Source organism: Kitasatospora sp. NPDC036993, from assembly GCF_055607525.1.
This window is the reverse complement of sequence record NZ_JBVJRP010000022.1, coordinates 1-15,673: the sequence shown is the minus strand read 5'-3', so window position 1 is coordinate 15,673 and position 15,673 is coordinate 1. Positions and strand designations below refer to the sequence as shown.

Here is a 15,673-nt window from a genome sequence, read left to right as displayed (position 1 = left end):
CGGACGGAAGGCCTCCGGACCGGCCTGGCCGGACGGTACGGTGTGCGGTACCGCTCGCACCGCCCTCGGTGCCGGTCCTCACCAGCTCAGGAGCGCGCATGTCAGGGCAGTACCCCGGGCAGTTCGGGCCGCCGCCCGGCGCAACGCCGTACGGGCCGGGGTACGGTCCAGGCCCGCTGCCGGGCGGCCCGCTGCCGGGTGCGGTCCCAGGGCCGGTGGCGGTGCCGCGGCAGGTGCCGGTTCCCGGCCGGTTCGGGACGGTCCCGCGGGTGCTGTGCGCGCTGGCCCCGCTGCTCTCCTTCGGTCTGCTCGGGGCCGTCCCCTCGCTGCTGCTGGCGGTCCGGCGCCGGCGGGCGTACGACGTCGTCGGCGCCGTGGTGTTCTGCGCGCTGCTGCTGACCCTGATCGTCTCCGCCGGGGTCGCGGGCAGCCTGAAGAACCCGGCCGCCGACACCACCGGCCAGATCACGCTGGCCGTGCTGTGGTTCCTGCCGACGCCGCACTTCCTGGCGATGGACAGCCGCGCGGTCTGGCTGGCCGGGCCGACCGGGCCGCGGGCCGCGCCGCCGGTCCTGCCGCGGGCCGCCTCGCCGTACGCGGTGCCGAACGCCTCGCCGTACGGGGCGACCGTGCCCGGGTACGGGGTGCCCGCGCCCGCACCCGCTCCGGCCGGACCCGTGCCGCCCCCGGCCGCTGTTCCCCCGGCTGCTGTTCCCCAGACCGGCGCCCCGTCGGCCACGGCCCCCGAGACCGCCCACGACCTGCGCGAGCTGGGCGAGTTGCTGCGCCGCCAGGCCCGTGAGGACCGCCCGTGACCGTCACCCGGCTGATCGCCGGCCGCTACCGGCTCACCGAGAAGATCGGCCACGGCGGCATGGGCCAGGTCTGGGCCGGCCAGGACGAGCGGCTGCACCGCCCGGTCGCGGTCAAGCTGCTCCGACCCGAGCACCTGCTCCCCGGCGGGACCGGCTCCGGCGGCGAACGGGCCCGCCAGGGCGACGAGTTGCGCCGCCGCTTCCTGCGCGAGTGCCGGGTCACGGCCGCGCTCGACCACCCCGGGCTGGTCACCGTCTTCGACGCGGGCGAGGACGCGGGCGAGCTCTACCTCGTCATGCAGCGCATCCCCGGCGTCAGCCTGGCCGACCTCATCGCCGAGGACGCGCCCTTCCCGATCGAACGCGCGGCGGCCGTCGCGGCGCAGCTGTGCACCGCGCTGGCCGCCGTCCACGCCATCCCGGTGGTCCACCGCGACCTCAAGCCGAGCAACGTCATGGTCCGCGAGGACGGCCGCACCGTCCTGCTCGACCTCGGCATCGCCACCGCCCTCGACACCGAGACCACCCGGCTGACCCTCACCGGCGTGCCCGTCGGCAGTCCCTCCTACATGGCCCCCGAACAGGCGCTCGCCGCCACCACCGACCCGCGCAGCGACCTCTACGCGCTCGGCTGCCTGCTGCACGAGATGCTCGCCGGCGAGGAGCCCTTCCGGGCGCCCACCGCGCTCGGCGTCCTGCGCCGGCACGTCGACGAACCGCCCGTTCCGCTGCGGGAGTTGCGGCCCGAGGTGCCGCAGCCGCTGGAACGGCTGGTGCTCGACCTGCTCGCCAAGCAGCCCGCCGACCGTCCCGCCGACGCCCAGACCGTGTACGCGCGGCTGCTCCCGCTGCTGCCCCCGGCCGAACGGGCCCCGCAGCCCCGCTACGCCCCGCTGCCGGACCCGGCCCGGCCGTACCGCTTCCCGCACCAGCCGCAGCCGTCGGCGGTGATGGCCGCGGTGGCCGCGGTGGCCACCGCGGCGCCGGTGGTCCGCTCGGAGCCGAGGCCCTTCCTCCTCCCGCCCGCCCCCTCGGCACCGCCGGTCGTCCCCGCGGGCCCGGACCTGGGCGCGGAGTGCGCCCACCTCTCCGACCTGGTGGACGCCGGCCGCCACCCGGAGGTGCTCGGCCTCGCGGCCCGCCTGCTGCCCCGGGCCGAGGCCGGACTCGGCGACGCCGCGCCCCTGGTGCGCACCATCCGCACCATCTACGCCCGCACCCTCCTGCACGAGGGCCACCTCCGGCAGGCGCTGCCCGAGTACCGCCGGCTCGCCGCCACCGCCGACGGCGGCCCGCACGGCCCCCAGGGCCTCGACCACCGGTACCGCGCCGCGATCTGCCTCGACCGCCTCGGCCACGGCCCCGAGGCCCTCGCCGAGTACCAGGCCCTCCTCGCCGCCCACACCGCCCGCCTCGAATCCGGCCTCGACACCGACCCCGAGCGCAGCCACGACCTCCGCGAACGCATCGGCCTCCACCTCGCCGCCGCCGGCGACCCGCAGAACGCCTGGCAGTGGCTGCTGCCCCTGCTCCTCGACCGCGAACGCCGCGACGGCCCCCACCACCCCGCCGTCCGCCGCCTCCGCCAGTCCCTCGCCACCCTCACCCCCGCCTCCACCCCCTGGCCCCCGGCCCGCCCCTAGGGCCCGTCTTCAAACCCCCGCCTGCGGGGCGACGCCAGGGCACGCACCTCGCCGCGTTGTCGTCGGTCGCCGATGCTCCGCATGGACTCCGCCCCCAGCCTTCGGCCGGGAGGTGCCCCCACCTCCGCCTTGCGATGCACGCACCCCAACGCCGCCCCGCCCGCCCTACGGGCGGACGACGAGGGTTTGAAGACGAGCCCCAGCCGTCGTGTCCCGGTCGTCGGGGCCTCCTCTTGAACACGCCTGCCGCCGCCGCTGCCGCGGGGTCGCCGCCGTCCAGGACCGGGAAGTCGGCCGGGCCGCCGTCCCGCGGCCCCGGGGGTGGGGGCCGGGGGTAGGTTCGGGGTGTGACGACGAATGTTCCGGGCGCGAAGTTGATCTTGCTGACCACCACCCACCGGGTGGCTCCCGGCCTGCTGGCGTGGCCGGCCTGGGAGGCACTGCGGTCGGCGGGGCGGGTGCTGGTGGGGGACGAGGGGCACCCGCAGGTGGCCGCGGTGCGGCAGGCCGGGGTGACGGTGGAGGTGGTGGAGCCAGGGTCGGCGCCCGGGCTGGCGCGGCTGCTGACCGGGCAGCCCGACGGGGCCGGGCCGACGGTGTGGCTGGGCGGCCCGGACGGCGATCCGGGGCTGACCGACGCGCTGGCGCGCCTCGCGGTGGAGCACGCGGGCGAGGTGCCCGAGATCGAGGTGCTGCCCGGCTCGTACGACCTGCCCGGGTCCCGGCTGCTCGACCTGGTGACGGTGATGGACCGGCTGCGCTCCCCGGGCGGCTGCCCCTGGGACGCCGAGCAGACGCACGAGAGCCTGGTGAAGTACCTGGTCGAGGAGGCGTACGAGCTGGTCGAGGCGATCGAGGAGGGGGACCGGGAGACGCTGCGCGAGGAGCTGGGCGACGTCCTGCTCCAGGTGTTCTTCCACGCCCGGATCGCCGAGGAGCACCCGACCGGGCCGTTCACGATCGACGACGTGGCCGGCGACATCGTCGACAAGCTGGTGTACCGGCACCCGCACGTGTTCGGGGACGTCGAGGCCGAGGGCGCCGCCGAGGTGGAGGCGAACTGGGAGCAGCTGAAGGCGGCCGAGAAGGCGGACCGCGAGTCCGTGCTGGACGGGGTGCCGGCCGGGCTGCCCGCGCTGGCGTACGCGGCGAAGCTGGTGTCCCGGGTGCGCCGGGCGGGCTTCACGGAGGTGCCGGACGAGTCGTACGAGCTGCCGGCCGAGCTGACCGCGGACTCGGCGGGCCGGCTGCTGCTCGCGGTGGCGCAGCGGGCGCACGACGCCGGGGTGGACGTGGACGCCGCGCTGCGGTCGGCCGCGCGCGGGTACCGGGAGGCGGTGCGCGCGGCCGAGGGCCTCAAGCCGGAGTGACGGTGCGGGTCTCAGGCCGCGGTGGCGGCGCTCGCCGGGCGCCGCTGCGGCGGGACGAGTTCGCCGATGGCCTCGCCGACGAGGACGACGAGTTCGGCGAGGCGCTCCAGGTCGAGGTGGGCGGGCAGGTCGGCGAGCGAGACGATTCGCTCGCCGCCGGGGCCGGCCACGGCGAACAGGTCGATCGGCCCGAGGTGCTTCTCGGCGGTGTCCACGAGGGCGGCGACGTCGCTGGGGCGGCGGATGTCGCCGCAGACGCCGACGACGGGGCAGCCGGGCCGGTCGAGTTCGGCGGCGAGGTCCTCGGCGATGCCGACGTGCTGGTCCGCGATCAGCATTCCGGCGGTGCCGGCCGCGGCGAACCGACGGGCGAGGCCCGCGCCCGACCCGCCGTCGAGGACCGCGATGACGATGACTGACCCGCTGATCCGCATGGCCTGCTCCTCCCTGTGGGCGACACCGCACCGGCGCCCACGCGTATTGCGGAGGATCGTAGGCACGTCCTGACCCTCCGCAACAGTGGTTACCCCTCAGGTGACCAGGCTCACGCCCACGCTCCGGACAAGAGCTGTCCAAGAGCCGTCCACGGAGGGTCGGCACCCCGGGCCGGCACCCCGGCGGCGCACCGTCCGCGGGCAGGCGCGCGCCGTCGGGGAGGGGCGTGCCCGGCGCACCGGATACGGTCGGTCCATGCCAGCTCAGCCCGACCCCGCCAGGCCCGCCGCCGCGCCGTCCGACGCCACCGGCCCCCAGCTGTTCACCTGGGAGTTCGCCTCCGATCCGTACCCCGCCTACGCCTGGCTGCGGGAGCACGCCCCGGTGCACCGCACCACGCTGCCGAGCGGCGTGGAGGCCTGGCTGGTGACGCGGTACGCGGACGCCAGGCAGGCGCTAGCGGACGGCCGGCTGTCGAAGAACCCGGCGCACCACAGCGGGCAGGCGCACCGCACCGGCCGGGTGGGCATCCCGGGGGAGCGGCAGGCGGACCTGATGACCCACCTGCTGAACATCGACCCGCCGGACCACACCCGGCTGCGCCGACTGGTGTCGAAGGCGTTCACCCCGCGCCGGGTGGCCGAGTTCGAGCCGCGGGTGCAGCAGCTCACCGACCGGCTGATCGACGGCTTCGCGCGGCGCGGTTCGGCGGACCTGATCCACGAGTTCGCCTTCCCGCTCCCCATCTACGCGATCTGCGACATGCTGGGCGTGCCGGCCGAGGACCAGGACGACTTCCGCGACTGGGCCGGAATGATGGTGCGCCACACGAAGCCGGGCCAGGGCGGCGGTCAGCGCGGCGGCGTGGGCCGGGCGGTGAAGCGGATCCGGGCGTACCTGCTGGAGCTGATCCACCGCAAGCGCGCGGACCTCGGGGACGACCTGATCTCGGGCCTGATCCGGGCGAGCGACCACGGTGAGCACCTGACCGAGAACGAGGCCGCGGCGATGGCCTTCATCCTCCTCTTCGCCGGCTTCGAGACGACCGTGAACCTGATCGGCAACGGGACCTACGCGCTGCTGCGCAACCCCGGGCAGCGCCGGCTGTTGCAGGAGTCGGTGGCGCGCGGGGAGAGCGCGCTGCTGGACACCGCGATCGAGGAACTCCTGCGCTACGACGGGCCGGTGGAGATGGCGACCTGGCGGTTCGCGACGCAGCCGCTGACCGTCGGCGGGGTGGACATCCCGGTCGGTGACCCGGTGCTGGTGGTGCTGGCCGCGGCGGACCGCGACCCGGCCAGGTTCGCGGACGAGAACACCCTCGACCTGGCCCGGACGGACAATCCCCACCTGGGTTTCGGGCACGGCATCCACTACTGCATCGGCGCCCCGCTCGCGCGGCTGGAGGGGCGCGCCGCACTGGCCACCCTGCTTTCCCGGCTGCCCGATCTGCGGCTCGCGGAAAGCCCGGAGAATCTGCGGTGGCGAGGTGGCCTGATCATGCGTGGGCTGCGCGAACTCCCGGTGGAATTCAGTCCGGAGAGCCGCTCCCCGCACGCCCCTCCGCACGCCCCCGCCGAGCCGCCGATGCCCTGAGGTCACGCTGACGGGACGTCGTCGATCGCCCTCGGCGGTGGTGTGAACAGCCATCAATCAGGACATATCGCCGCCGTTGGTAGGCGGTCGGACACGCGCCGTAATTTATGTGTGATATCGGCGATATGAGCTTGTGATTGGTCTGATGATCTGTCTACTCTCCCTGGAGTTCGCAGCTGCGGACCTCGTACGCGGAACGCCGAATCCTGCCCGCCGCGTCACGGGAAACCGACCAGAACCCTGGGCAGGGGCGGGGGAACCAGGTTTGTTGCCGTCCCCACGGCTTGGGGTGAAGCCGCCCGAGCGGGATCTCTCCGCACACGGCGGCCGGGCCACCTCCCGGTCCGAACCCGACAGCTCACCTCGCAGGCGTACGGAGAGGGACCTCTTCATGCTGCTCGTTGGAACTGGCCGTCACCGTCGTCGCACCCAGGCCGAGAAGGCCATCGCCGTCGCCGGTGTGGCCGGCGTCGGACTCGCGATGCCGCTCCTCACCGCCACCGGCGCCTCCGCCGCACCGGTCTCCACCTGGGACGCGGTCGCGCAGTGCGAGAGCGGCGGCAACTGGAGCATCAACACCGGCAACGGCTTCTACGGCGGCCTCCAGTTCACCTCCAGCACCTGGAAGGCGTACGGCGGCAACGCCTACGCGGCGCAGGCCAACCAGGCCAGCAAGGCCCAGCAGATATCGGTCGCCGAGAAGGTCCTCGCCTCGCAGGGCCCGGGTGCCTGGCCGGTCTGCTCCCAGAAGGCCGGTCTGACCAAGGGCGGCGCCCCGGCCGCGGTCGACACCTCCTCGGACGCCAAGCAGCAGCAGGCTCCCAAGCCGCAGGCCCCGAAGCAGCAGGTCCCGAAGCACGCCAAGCCGGCCGAGAAGCCGGCCGCCCAGCAGCAGGCCGCACCGAAGCCCGCCGCGAAGCCGGTCCAGCAGGCCGCCCCGCAGCCGCAGGCCCAGGGCTTCTCCGGCAAGGCCGGCTGGGACGCCGACGCGAAGGTGTACTGGTACCAGAACAACGGCGGCTGGTACTGGACCAGCCACCAGAGCGTCTACCAGCAGTACGCCGGCCAGACCGCCGCCCAGCCGCAGGCCGCCCCGCGGGCCGCCCAGCCGGCCGCGCAGGCCGCGGGCCACGACTACACCGTCCGCGCCGGTGACACCCTGTCGACCATCGCCTCCGCCCAGGGCGTGTCCGGCGGCTGGAGCGCGCTGTACGAGCAGAACCACGCCACCGTCGGCGGCAACCCGAACCTGATCATGCCCGGCCAGGTGCTGCACCTCGGCTGAGCCGCCACGCCCGACGCGCGGAGGGGACCGGTCCTACCGGTCCCCTTCGTCCGTATTCGCCCGCTCCAGGGGGACAAGCTGGGACAAGCAGGTGAACTACCGGCGGGTAGGAGGGCCACACGCTGAGACGGAACCCAGGTCGACGTGGTCCCGGGAGCCCGGGCGGTTAGGCTCTGGTCGTAAACGACTCCGCAATCGTCCTGCTGACAGCACCCCCCGTCAGACCGGACCCTGCTTCCGCAAGGAGATGCCTCGTGCCGTCCATCGATGTCGTCGTAGCCCGTGAGATCCTCGACTCCCGCGGCAACCCCACGGTCGAGGTCGAGGTCGGCCTCGACGACGGCAGCACGGGTCGTGCCGCTGTTCCGTCGGGTGCCTCCACCGGTGCCTTCGAGGCGCTGGAGCTGCGCGACGGTGACAAGAACCGCTACTTCGGCAAGGGCGTGGAGAAGGCCGTCCTGGCCGTCATCGAGCAGATCGGCCCGGAGCTGGTCGGCTACGACGCCACCGAGCAGCGCCTGATCGACCAGGCCATGCTGGACCTGGACGCCACCCCGGACAAGTCCTCGCTCGGCGCCAACGCCATCCTGGGCGTCTCGCTGGCCGTCGCCCACGCCGCCTCCGAGGCGAGCGACCTGCCGCTGTTCCGCTACCTGGGCGGCCCGAACGCGCACGTCCTGCCGGTCCCGATGATGAACATCCTCAACGGCGGCTCGCACGCGGACTCCAACGTCGACATCCAGGAGTTCATGATCGCCCCGATCGGCGCGGAGTCCTTCTCCGAGGCCGTCCGCTGGGGCGTCGAGGTCTACCACACCCTCAAGGGCGTGCTGAAGGAGCGCGGCCTGTCCACCGGCCTCGGCGACGAGGGCGGCTTCGCGCCGAACCTGGACAGCAACCGCGAGGCCCTGGACCTCATCACCGAGGCCATCCAGAAGGCCGGCTACGTGCCCGGCCGCGACATCGCGCTGGCCCTGGACGTCGCCGCCTCCGAGTTCTACGAGGACGGCGCCTACCAGTTCGAGGGCAAGGCCCTCTCGGCGGCCGAGCTCATCGAGTACTACGCCGGGCTGGTCGCCGCCTACCCGCTGGTCTCCATCGAGGACCCGCTGGACGAGTCGGACTGGGACGGCTGGAAGGCCATGACCGTCAAGCTGGGCGACAAGGTCCAGCTGGTCGGCGACGACCTGTTCGTCACCAACCCGCAGCGCCTGGCCCGCGGCATCGAGACCGGCACCGCCAACGCGCTGCTGGTGAAGGTGAACCAGATCGGCTCGCTGACCGAGACCCTGGACGCCGTCGAGCTGGCCCAGCGCAACGGCTACCGCTGCATGATGTCGCACCGCTCCGGTGAGACCGAGGACGTCACCATCGCCGACCTGGCCGTCGCCACCAACTGCGGCCAGATCAAGACCGGTGCCCCGGCCCGCTCCGAGCGCGTCGCCAAGTACAACCAGCTGCTGCGCATCGAGGAGATCCTCGACGACGCCGCCGAGTACGCCGGCCGCGGCGCCTTCCCGCGGTTCCGCTCCGCGGAGTAATCAGGCACAGCCGCTCCGCGGAGTAATCAGGCACAGCCGCGCTGCGGAGCAATCAAGCAGTCGGCACGGCGAGCACGAGGGCCGCGCGCTCCCGGTAGCGCACGCCTGACCGGTGCCCCGCCGTTCACCCCGTAGGGTGGACGGCGGGGCACCGTCGCGACCAGGAGGGGATACGGGAGATGGCTGGCTGGAGGATCCCGGGCTTGGCGGCCCGGCCCCGGTTCACGAGCCGGGCGACCGTCCTCGTCCTGGTGCTCTGCTCGCTGGTGGCGATCCTCGCCTACCCGACGCGGCAGTTCATCTCCCAGCGCGCCGAGATCTCCGCCCAGCGGGCGAAGGCCGACCACGCCCGCCAGCAGGTCGAGCAGCTGCGCCGGGAGAAGGCCCGCTGGCAGGACCCGGAGTACGTCAAGGCGCAGGCCCGCGCCCGGCTGCACTACGCGGTGCCGGGGGAGACCCCGTACATCGCGGTGGATCCGGCCCGCCAGGGCGCCCCGCCCTCCTCCTCCACGGTCGGCGCGGCGGCTTCCCCGAACGTAGTTCCCGGAAGCACCGCGGCCGGCCGGGCGAACGCCGCCAAGCCCTGGTACGCCGGCATCTGGGACTCGGTGGACGCCGCCGACACCGCCGCGGCGCCCCACGCCACCCCCGTTCCGCTCCCACCGTCCCCCGTTGGAGACACCTCCCCCCATGACCACTGAGAACCACCCCGCCGTCTCCGACGCCGACGTCGCGGCCATCGCCGCCCAGCTCGGCCGGGTACCGCGCGGCCTGCGCGGCGTGGCCCACCGCTGCCCCTGCGGCAACCCGGACGTCGTGGAGACGGCCCCCCGGCTGCCGGACGGCACTCCGTTCCCCACGCTCTACTACCTGACCTGCCCCAAGGCCGCCTCGCTGATCGGCACCCTGGAGGCGGAGGGCGTGATGAAGGAGCAGACCGCCAGGCTCGCCGAGGACCCGGAGCTGGCCGCGGCCTACCAGAAGGCGCACGAGGACTACATCGCCCGGCGCGACGCGATCGAGGTGCTGGAGGGCTTCCCGAGCGCCGGCGGCATGCCGGACCGGGTGAAGTGCCTGCACGTGCTGGTCGGCCACTCGCTGGCGGCCGGTGAGGGCGTCAATCCGCTCGGCGACGAGGCGATCGGCATGCTGGAGGACTGGTGGGCCAAGGGCCCGTGCGTGTCCCCGGCCGAGGTCCAGGCCGCCGGTGAGCGGGTCGCCCGTAACCGCGCCAAGGAGCAGGACCACGACGCGGTGATCGCGGCCAAGCAGCAGAAGACCGCCGAGCGCGCCGCGAAGCGCGCCGCCGGGGAGGCCGGGGCGGAGCAGGAGTCCGAGTGAGCACGACCCGCGTGGCCGCGATCGACTGCGGCACCAACTCGATCCGTCTGCTGGTCGCCGACCTCGACCCGGCGACCGGGGAGATCGCCGACCTCGACCGCCGGATGATCGTCAACCGGCTCGGCCAGGGCGTGGACCAGACCGGCCGGCTGCACCCGGACGCGCTGGCCCGCACCTTCGCGGCCTGCCGGGAGTACCAGGAGATCATCTCCGGCTTCGGCGTCGGCCCCGAGCGCCTGCGCTTCGTCGCCACCAGCGCCTCCCGGGACGCCGAGAACAGCGACGAGTACGTCAAGGGCGTGCGCGACATCCTGGGCGTCGAGCCCGAGGTGGTGAGCGGCGAGGAGGAGGCCCACCTCTCCTTCGTGGGCGCCACCAAGGAGCTGGCCGGCGGTCAGTTCCCCGCTCCCTACCTGGTGTTCGACCTGGGCGGCGGCTCCACCGAGTTCGTGCTCGGCGCGGACGACGTGCGGGCGGCGCGCTCGGTGAACATCGGCTGCGTGCGGCTCACCGAGCGGTACTTCGGCGACGCCGAGCTGCCCTCCGCGGAGCAGATCGCGGCCGCGCGGGAGCACGTGCGCGCCGAGCTGGACCGGGCCGAGGAGGTCGTCCCGCTGACCGGGGCGGCCACCCTGGTGGGCCTGGCCGGGACGGTCACCACGGTCTCCGCGATCGCCCAGGACCTGCCCGGCTACGACTCGGCGGCGATCCACCACTCCAGGATCAGCCGGGAGCGGGTCGCCGGGATCACCCGGGAGCTGCTCGCCGCCACCCACGCCGAGCGGGCGGCCATCCCGTCGATGCACCCGGGCCGGGTGGACGTGATCGCGGCCGGGGCGCTGGAGCTGCTGGAGATCATGGAGCGCACCGGCGCCGCCGAGGTGGTCGTGAGCGAGCACGACATCCTGGACGGAATCGCCTGGGGCATTGCCTCCTGACCCCTTTCGGGGATGACCCGAACCGGCCCCGGCACCCCTTTCGGGGGGCCGGGGCCGGGGCGCGCCCGGGTGGGGGCGGAAAAGTTCGTGAATTTCTTCACATGGCGATCCGGTCATTCGTCGTACAGGTCGGCCCGCTACGTCCGAAATGTGGGACCGAAGGCCTGGTGGCGGGCCGGCCCATGGGATCGCAGGTCAGGCCTCGCCCGAGGTTTGAAAATCGAAATCACGTGCGGGAACCCGGGCGTTGTGCGGATCGTTGCTGCTCAGGCCGGTAGTGCTCCGGCGCGTGTTCGCGCGGGGCCGCCCAGGGGTGCGGGTTCCCGTGCCGGGCCCGATTTTGTGGCCGCGCAGTGTAGCACGGGGGGTCCGTCAACTTGTGACCGGGCTCACGAAGGCTGCTCCGGACGGTGCTGGATACTTTCGGATATGAGCACCACGGAGCGTCCTCGCATCCTCATTGTCGGCGGTGGTTACGTCGGCCTGTATGCCGCGATGCGCATCCTCAAGAAGATGCGCTACGGCGAAGCGACCGTCACGGTCGTCGACCCGCGGTCGTACATGACGTACCTGCCCTTCCTCCCCGAGGCGGCCGGCGGCAACGTCGCGCCCCGCAACCTCGTCGCGCCGCTGCGCAGCGCCCTCAAGCAGGCGGAGGTGCTGACCGGGTCCGTCACCGGCGTCGACCACGCCCGCAAGGTCGCCACCATCCAGCCCGCGGCCGGCGACAGCTACGAGCTGCCCTTCGAGTACCTGGTCGTCGCGACCGGCTCGGTCTCCCGCACCTTCCCGATCCCGGGTCTGGCGGAGAACGGCATCGGCATGAAGACGGTCGAGGAGGCCATCGGCCTCCGCAACCACGTCATGGCCCAGCTCGACAAGGCCGAGTCCACCACGGACGAGGACATCCGCCGCAAGGCGCTGACCTTCGTGGTGATCGGTGGCGGCTTCGCCGGCATCGAGACGGTCGCCGAGATCGAGGACATGGCCCGCGACGCGGCCAAGCTGTACAAGACCGTCAGCCGCGACGACATGCGCTTCGTCGTCGTCGAGGCGGCCAACCGCATCCTCCCCGAGATGGGCCCGGACCTCGGTCTGTGGACCAAGGAGAAGCTCGAGGAGCGGAACATCGAGGTCTACATCGAGACCTCCATGGACTCCTGCGTCGACGGCCACGTCGTGCTGAAGAACGGCATGGAGGCGGACGCCTCCACCATCGTGTGGACGGCCGGCGTGAAGCCGAACCCGGTGCTGTCCGAGTTCGGTCTGCCGCTGGGCCCGCGCGGCCACGTCGACACCGCGCCGACCCTCCAGGTCCAGGGCTTCGACTACGTCTGGGCCGCCGGCGACAACGCCCAGGTGCCTGACCTCGCCGCCGGCGAGGGCGCCTGGTGCCCGCCGAACGCGCAGCACGCCTGCCGCCAGGCCGTCGTCCTCGGCGACAACGTGATCTCCGGCATGCGCGGCTTCCCGCAGAAGGAGTACAAGCACAAGAACCTCGGTGCGGTCGCCGGTCTCGGCCTGCACAAGGGCGTGGCGATCCTCTTCGGCAAGTACAAGCTGAAGGGCCGTCCGGCCTGGTGGTTCCACCGCCTGTACCACGGCGCGATGGTGCCGACCTTCAACCGCAAGGTGCGGGTCTTCACCGACTGGACCCTCGCGATGTTCCTCAAGCGCGAGATGGTCGGCCTGGCCCAGATGGAGAAGCCGCAGCTGCCGATCCAGGAGGTCACTCCGCCCACCAAGCCCGTCGAGGCCGCCAAGCCGGCCGCCGACAAGGAACTCGCGAGCAAGTAGGCGGCTGAGACCCCGGTGTGGGAGCACCGGGGTATGAGTCGGAGGCCCTCCGCCCGGCAGCGTTGCCGGACCACGACCTCCGTGGTGCTCAGCCGGCCGTGCGACCGGGCGGAGTACAGAAGTAGAAGGTCCCCTGCCGAAACCCTCCGGCAGGGGACCTCTCTCGTTCCGGGACCGGTCGGCCGGTCCCGGAACGTCGGTCAGTCGGTCTTGATGCTCTCCAGGATGTCCAGCTTGGACGCCCGGCGGGCCGGCCAGATCGCGGCCACCAGGCCGACCACCCCGGCCAGCGCCAGGAACAGCGCCAGCTGGCCGAACGGCAGGACCGTGGTCAGGCCGGAGAGGCTGGACTTCAGGGTGCCGTTGATCGCCCAGGCGATGAAGCAGCCGAGCAGCAGGCCGATGCCGGCGCCGAACAGCGAGATCACCACGGACTCCAGACGGACCATCCGCTTGATGCCGCCGCGGTCCAGGCCGATCGCCCGCAGCATCCCGATCTCGCGCTTGCGCTCGAAGACCGACATCGCCAGCGTGTTGACCACGCCCAGGATCGCGATCAGGACCGCCATCCCCAGCAGGCCGTACATCAGGTTCAGCGCGAAGGTGATGGTCTGGCTGAACTCGTCCCTGACGTCCTGCTTGGAGTTCACCTCGATCACCGGGTTGGCGCCGGTGGCGTCCTTGATGGCCTGCTTGAGGCCGTCGGTGGCACCGTTCTTGCCCTTGACCAGGACGTCGGAGATGTACGGCTTGGGCTCGTGCTTGACGACCTCGCTGCTGGCCAGCAGGACCGGGCCGAGCATGCCGCCGGTCTTGTACACGCCGCCCACGGTGAGCTGCCCGGTGGACTCGTCAGGGAAGGACACCTTCAGCACCGAGCCGGCGGCGATGCCCAGCTTCTTGGCGACGTCCTCGTCGACCAGCAGCTGGCCCTTGCCGAAGCCCGCGGCGGAGCCGCTGGTCAGCTCGACGTCGGAGAGCTGCTCCAGGACGGCGGCGTCCACGCCGCTGACCGCCTTGGTGGTGCCGTTGAGCTCCCAGTACGAGGTGGTCCTCGCCGAGGAGGCGGCCACCCCCGGGGCCTTGGCGATCTGCGCGGGCACCTGCTCGGACAGGCTCATGCCGTTGGCGGCCCCGACGATGAAGTCGGCCTTCATCGAGCTGGTGACGGCCCGGTCGATGGTGTCGGACACCGAGGCGCCGATCACGGTGAGCCCGGTGACCAGGGTCAGACCGATGGTCAGTGCGGCCGCGGTGGCCGCGGTGCGGCGCGGGTTGCGCACCGCGTTCTGCTGGGCGAGCTTGCCCGGCATTCCGCCGAGGCCGCGCAGCAGCGGGCCGACCAGCGCGACCACCGGGCGGGAGAGCAGCGGCAGCAGGACGAACACGCCGATCAGGGCCAGGAAGGCGCCCAGGCCGACCGGCATCCGGCCGCTGTCGTCGCCGGTGGAGGCGCCGTAGCCGATCAGGGCGAGACCGCCGCCGGCGAGCACCGAGCCGATCGTGTTGCGGACCACCAGGCTCTTCTGGGAGACCGGCTGGTCGCCGCTGCTCATCGCGGCCACCGGGGCGATCCGGGAGGCGCGCATGGCGGGCAGCAGGGCCGACATGACCGTCACCACGACACCGACCAGGACCGTCACCGCGACGGTGAGCGGCTTGATCACCAGCGAGCTGCTCGGCATGTTCTCGTCCATCGCGCCGATCAGCGACTGCATCCCGGCGCCGATCCCGATGCCGGCCAGCAGACCGGCCACGGCGGAGACGGTGCCGATCAGCAGGGCCTCGATCAGGACGGACCGGGTGACCTGCTTGCGGCTGGCGCCGATGGCGCGCATCAGGGCCAGTTCCTTGGTGCGCTGGGCGACCAGCATGGTGAAGGTGTTGGCGATGATGAAGATGCCGACGAAGAGCGAGATGAAGGCGAAGACCAGGAGCATCGTGCGCATGTTGCTGGTGCCCTTGGTGATCATCTCCTGCTCGTCGGCGTTCAGCTTGGCGCCGGTCTCGGCCTCGAACCGGTCGTCGGCGGGCACCTTGGGCCGGGCCTCGGCGAGCAGCGCGTCCTGGCTGGTGCCGGGCTTGGCGGTGAGCACGATGCTGCTGTAGCGGCCGGGCTCCAGCAGGGTCTGCTGGGCGGTGGCCCGGTCGAACAGGGTGAGCGTGCCGCCGGTGTTCACCACCGGGTCGTCGGTGGTGAAGACGCCGGTGAGCTTCGCCTCGACGACCGGGCCGTTGGCGGCGACCCTGACGGTGTCGCCGACCTTGTAGCCCGCCTTGTCGGCGGTCTTGCGGTCGAGCGCGACCTCCTTGGCGTTCTTCGGCCCCTGGCCCTCGGCCATCGGGTAGCGCGGGTCCCTGCCGTCCTGGCCCGGCGCGAAGTTGGCGCCCTTGGCGGCCCAGACCTGGCCGATCAGGTTGCCCTTCTTGTCGGCCACGCCGGTGAAGCCGCTGACCACGCCGCGGGCGGCGGCGGTGCCCGGCAGGGCGGCCAGCTGCTGGACGGTGGCGTCGGTGAGGGCGGCCGAGCCGGCCTCGCTCTTCTGCCGGGCGGAGGCGTTGGAGCCGGCCGCGCGGTCCACCACCTGGACCGAGATGTCCGTGTAGCTCTTGGAGTTGCTGTCCCGCATGGCCTTGCCGAAGGTGTCGGAGAAGACCATGGTGCCCGCCACGAAGGCGGTGCCCAGCATGACGGCCAGTGCCGTCATCAGCAGTCGGCCCTTGTGGGCCAGCACGTTGCGCAGTGCGGTGCGATACATGGGGTGTCCTGGGAAGGGTCGGAGAGCGGGCTGCCGGGCCCTGGCTGGTGCTGGCTCTAGCTGGTGCGGCCCTTGGCGTCGAAGCGGCGCATGCGGTCCAGGACGGTGTCGGCGGTGGGGTGGTGGAGTTCGTCGACGATGCGGCCGTCGGCG

At 72.8% G+C, this 15,673-nt stretch carries 12 protein-coding genes, 1 pseudogene and 1 riboswitch; of the genes and pseudogenes, 10 read left to right on the top strand and 3 right to left on the bottom strand.

Features of this window, described 5'->3' with window-relative positions:
• Positions 1-98 precede the first annotated feature (98 nt).
• The 3 genes from ACZ7C5_RS33390 (at position 99) to ACZ7C5_RS33380 (ending at position 3,828) form a co-directional block, all read left to right on the top strand.
• Positions 99-815, top strand: a complete 717-nt coding sequence (locus ACZ7C5_RS33390; RefSeq protein ID WP_470324126.1) for a hypothetical protein — start codon at positions 99-101, stop codon at positions 813-815.
• Positions 812-2,458: a protein kinase domain-containing protein gene (locus ACZ7C5_RS33385; RefSeq protein ID WP_470324125.1), complete on the top strand. Its 1,647-nt coding sequence runs from the start codon at positions 812-814 to the stop codon at positions 2,456-2,458. The genes ACZ7C5_RS33390 and ACZ7C5_RS33385 overlap by 4 nt, the downstream gene beginning before the upstream one ends.
• A 347-nt stretch (positions 2,459-2,805) precedes the next feature.
• Entirely contained in the window at positions 2,806-3,828 is a 1,023-nt protein-coding gene (locus ACZ7C5_RS33380; RefSeq protein ID WP_401091496.1) for a nucleoside triphosphate pyrophosphohydrolase, read from the top strand.
• Positions 3,829-3,839: 11 nt separating this feature from the next.
• On the opposite strand, the gene ACZ7C5_RS33375 is transcribed toward ACZ7C5_RS33380, so the two are convergent.
• Positions 3,840-4,262: an SDR family NAD(P)-dependent oxidoreductase gene (locus ACZ7C5_RS33375; RefSeq protein ID WP_188301758.1), complete on the bottom strand. Its 423-nt coding sequence runs from the start codon at positions 4,260-4,262 to the stop codon at positions 3,840-3,842.
• Positions 4,263-4,518: 256 nt separating this feature from the next.
• On the opposite strand from ACZ7C5_RS33375, the gene ACZ7C5_RS33370 reads away from it, so the two are divergent.
• The 7 genes from ACZ7C5_RS33370 to ACZ7C5_RS33340 all read left to right on the top strand — a co-directional run bounded on the left by ACZ7C5_RS33370 (position 4,519) and on the right by ACZ7C5_RS33340 (position 12,761).
• Entirely contained in the window at positions 4,519-5,859 is a 1,341-nt protein-coding gene (locus ACZ7C5_RS33370; protein ID WP_470324124.1) for a cytochrome P450 family protein, read from the top strand.
• Positions 5,860-6,079: 220 nt separating this feature from the next.
• Positions 6,080-6,245: riboswitch (cyclic di-AMP (ydaO/yuaA leader) on the top strand.
• Positions 6,246-6,250: 5 nt separating this feature from the next.
• The gene (locus ACZ7C5_RS33365) at positions 6,251-7,144 is read left to right on the top strand and encodes a LysM peptidoglycan-binding domain-containing protein (protein ID WP_470324123.1); all 894 of its coding nucleotides are present in this window, start codon (positions 6,251-6,253) and stop codon (positions 7,142-7,144) included.
• A gap of 254 nt (positions 7,145-7,398) precedes the next feature.
• A complete protein-coding gene (eno, locus tag ACZ7C5_RS33360) occupies positions 7,399-8,685 on the top strand; it encodes a phosphopyruvate hydratase (protein WP_401091491.1) in 1,287 nt (428 codons plus the stop codon).
• Between the two features lie 203 nt (positions 8,686-8,888).
• Positions 8,889-9,386 (top strand): FtsB family cell division protein, encoded by a 498-nt coding sequence (locus ACZ7C5_RS33355; protein WP_470324122.1) that lies wholly within the window; start codon positions 8,889-8,891, stop codon positions 9,384-9,386.
• Positions 9,358-10,026 (top strand): DUF501 domain-containing protein, encoded by a 669-nt coding sequence (locus ACZ7C5_RS33350; RefSeq protein WP_470324121.1) that lies wholly within the window; start codon positions 9,358-9,360, stop codon positions 10,024-10,026. The genes ACZ7C5_RS33355 and ACZ7C5_RS33350 overlap by 29 nt, the downstream gene beginning before the upstream one ends.
• Positions 10,023-10,964, top strand: a complete 942-nt coding sequence (locus tag ACZ7C5_RS33345; protein WP_401091485.1) for a Ppx/GppA phosphatase family protein — start codon at positions 10,023-10,025, stop codon at positions 10,962-10,964. Before ACZ7C5_RS33350 ends, ACZ7C5_RS33345 begins: the two co-directional genes overlap by 4 nt.
• 429 nt (positions 10,965-11,393) lie before the next feature.
• Positions 11,394-12,761 carry an NAD(P)/FAD-dependent oxidoreductase gene (locus tag ACZ7C5_RS33340; RefSeq protein ID WP_401091483.1) on the top strand — a complete coding sequence of 456 codons (1,368 nt, stop codon included), beginning with the start codon at positions 11,394-11,396 and terminating at the stop codon, positions 12,759-12,761.
• A gap of 200 nt (positions 12,762-12,961) precedes the next feature.
• Here the strand turns inward: ACZ7C5_RS33340 and ACZ7C5_RS33335 are convergent, their stop codons facing one another.
• Positions 12,962-15,520, bottom strand: coding sequence for an ABC transporter permease (locus ACZ7C5_RS33335; RefSeq protein ID WP_401091481.1), 2,559 nt, complete (start codon positions 15,518-15,520; stop codon positions 12,962-12,964).
• 56 nt (positions 15,521-15,576) lie between these two features.
• Positions 15,577-15,673: pseudogene (locus ACZ7C5_RS33330) on the bottom strand (ABC transporter ATP-binding protein); the annotation flags it as partial.

Bases quoted from the DNA above. Each gene is read 5' to 3' on its own strand.
- ACZ7C5_RS33390 (WP_470324126.1), top strand. From the start codon at position 99: ATGTCAGGGCAGTACCCCGGGCAGTTCGGGCCGCCGCCCGGCGCAACG.
- ACZ7C5_RS33375 (WP_188301758.1), bottom strand. From the start codon at position 4,262: ATGCGGATCAGCGGGTCAGTCATCGTCATCGCGGTCCTCGACGGCGGG.
- ACZ7C5_RS33370 (WP_470324124.1), top strand. From the start codon at position 4,519: ATGCCAGCTCAGCCCGACCCCGCCAGGCCCGCCGCCGCGCCGTCCGAC.
- ACZ7C5_RS33365 (WP_470324123.1), top strand. From the start codon at position 6,251: ATGCTGCTCGTTGGAACTGGCCGTCACCGTCGTCGCACCCAGGCCGAG.
- ACZ7C5_RS33340 (WP_401091483.1), top strand. From the start codon at position 11,394: ATGAGCACCACGGAGCGTCCTCGCATCCTCATTGTCGGCGGTGGTTAC.
- ACZ7C5_RS33335 (WP_401091481.1), bottom strand. From the start codon at position 15,520: ATGTATCGCACCGCACTGCGCAACGTGCTGGCCCACAAGGGCCGACTG.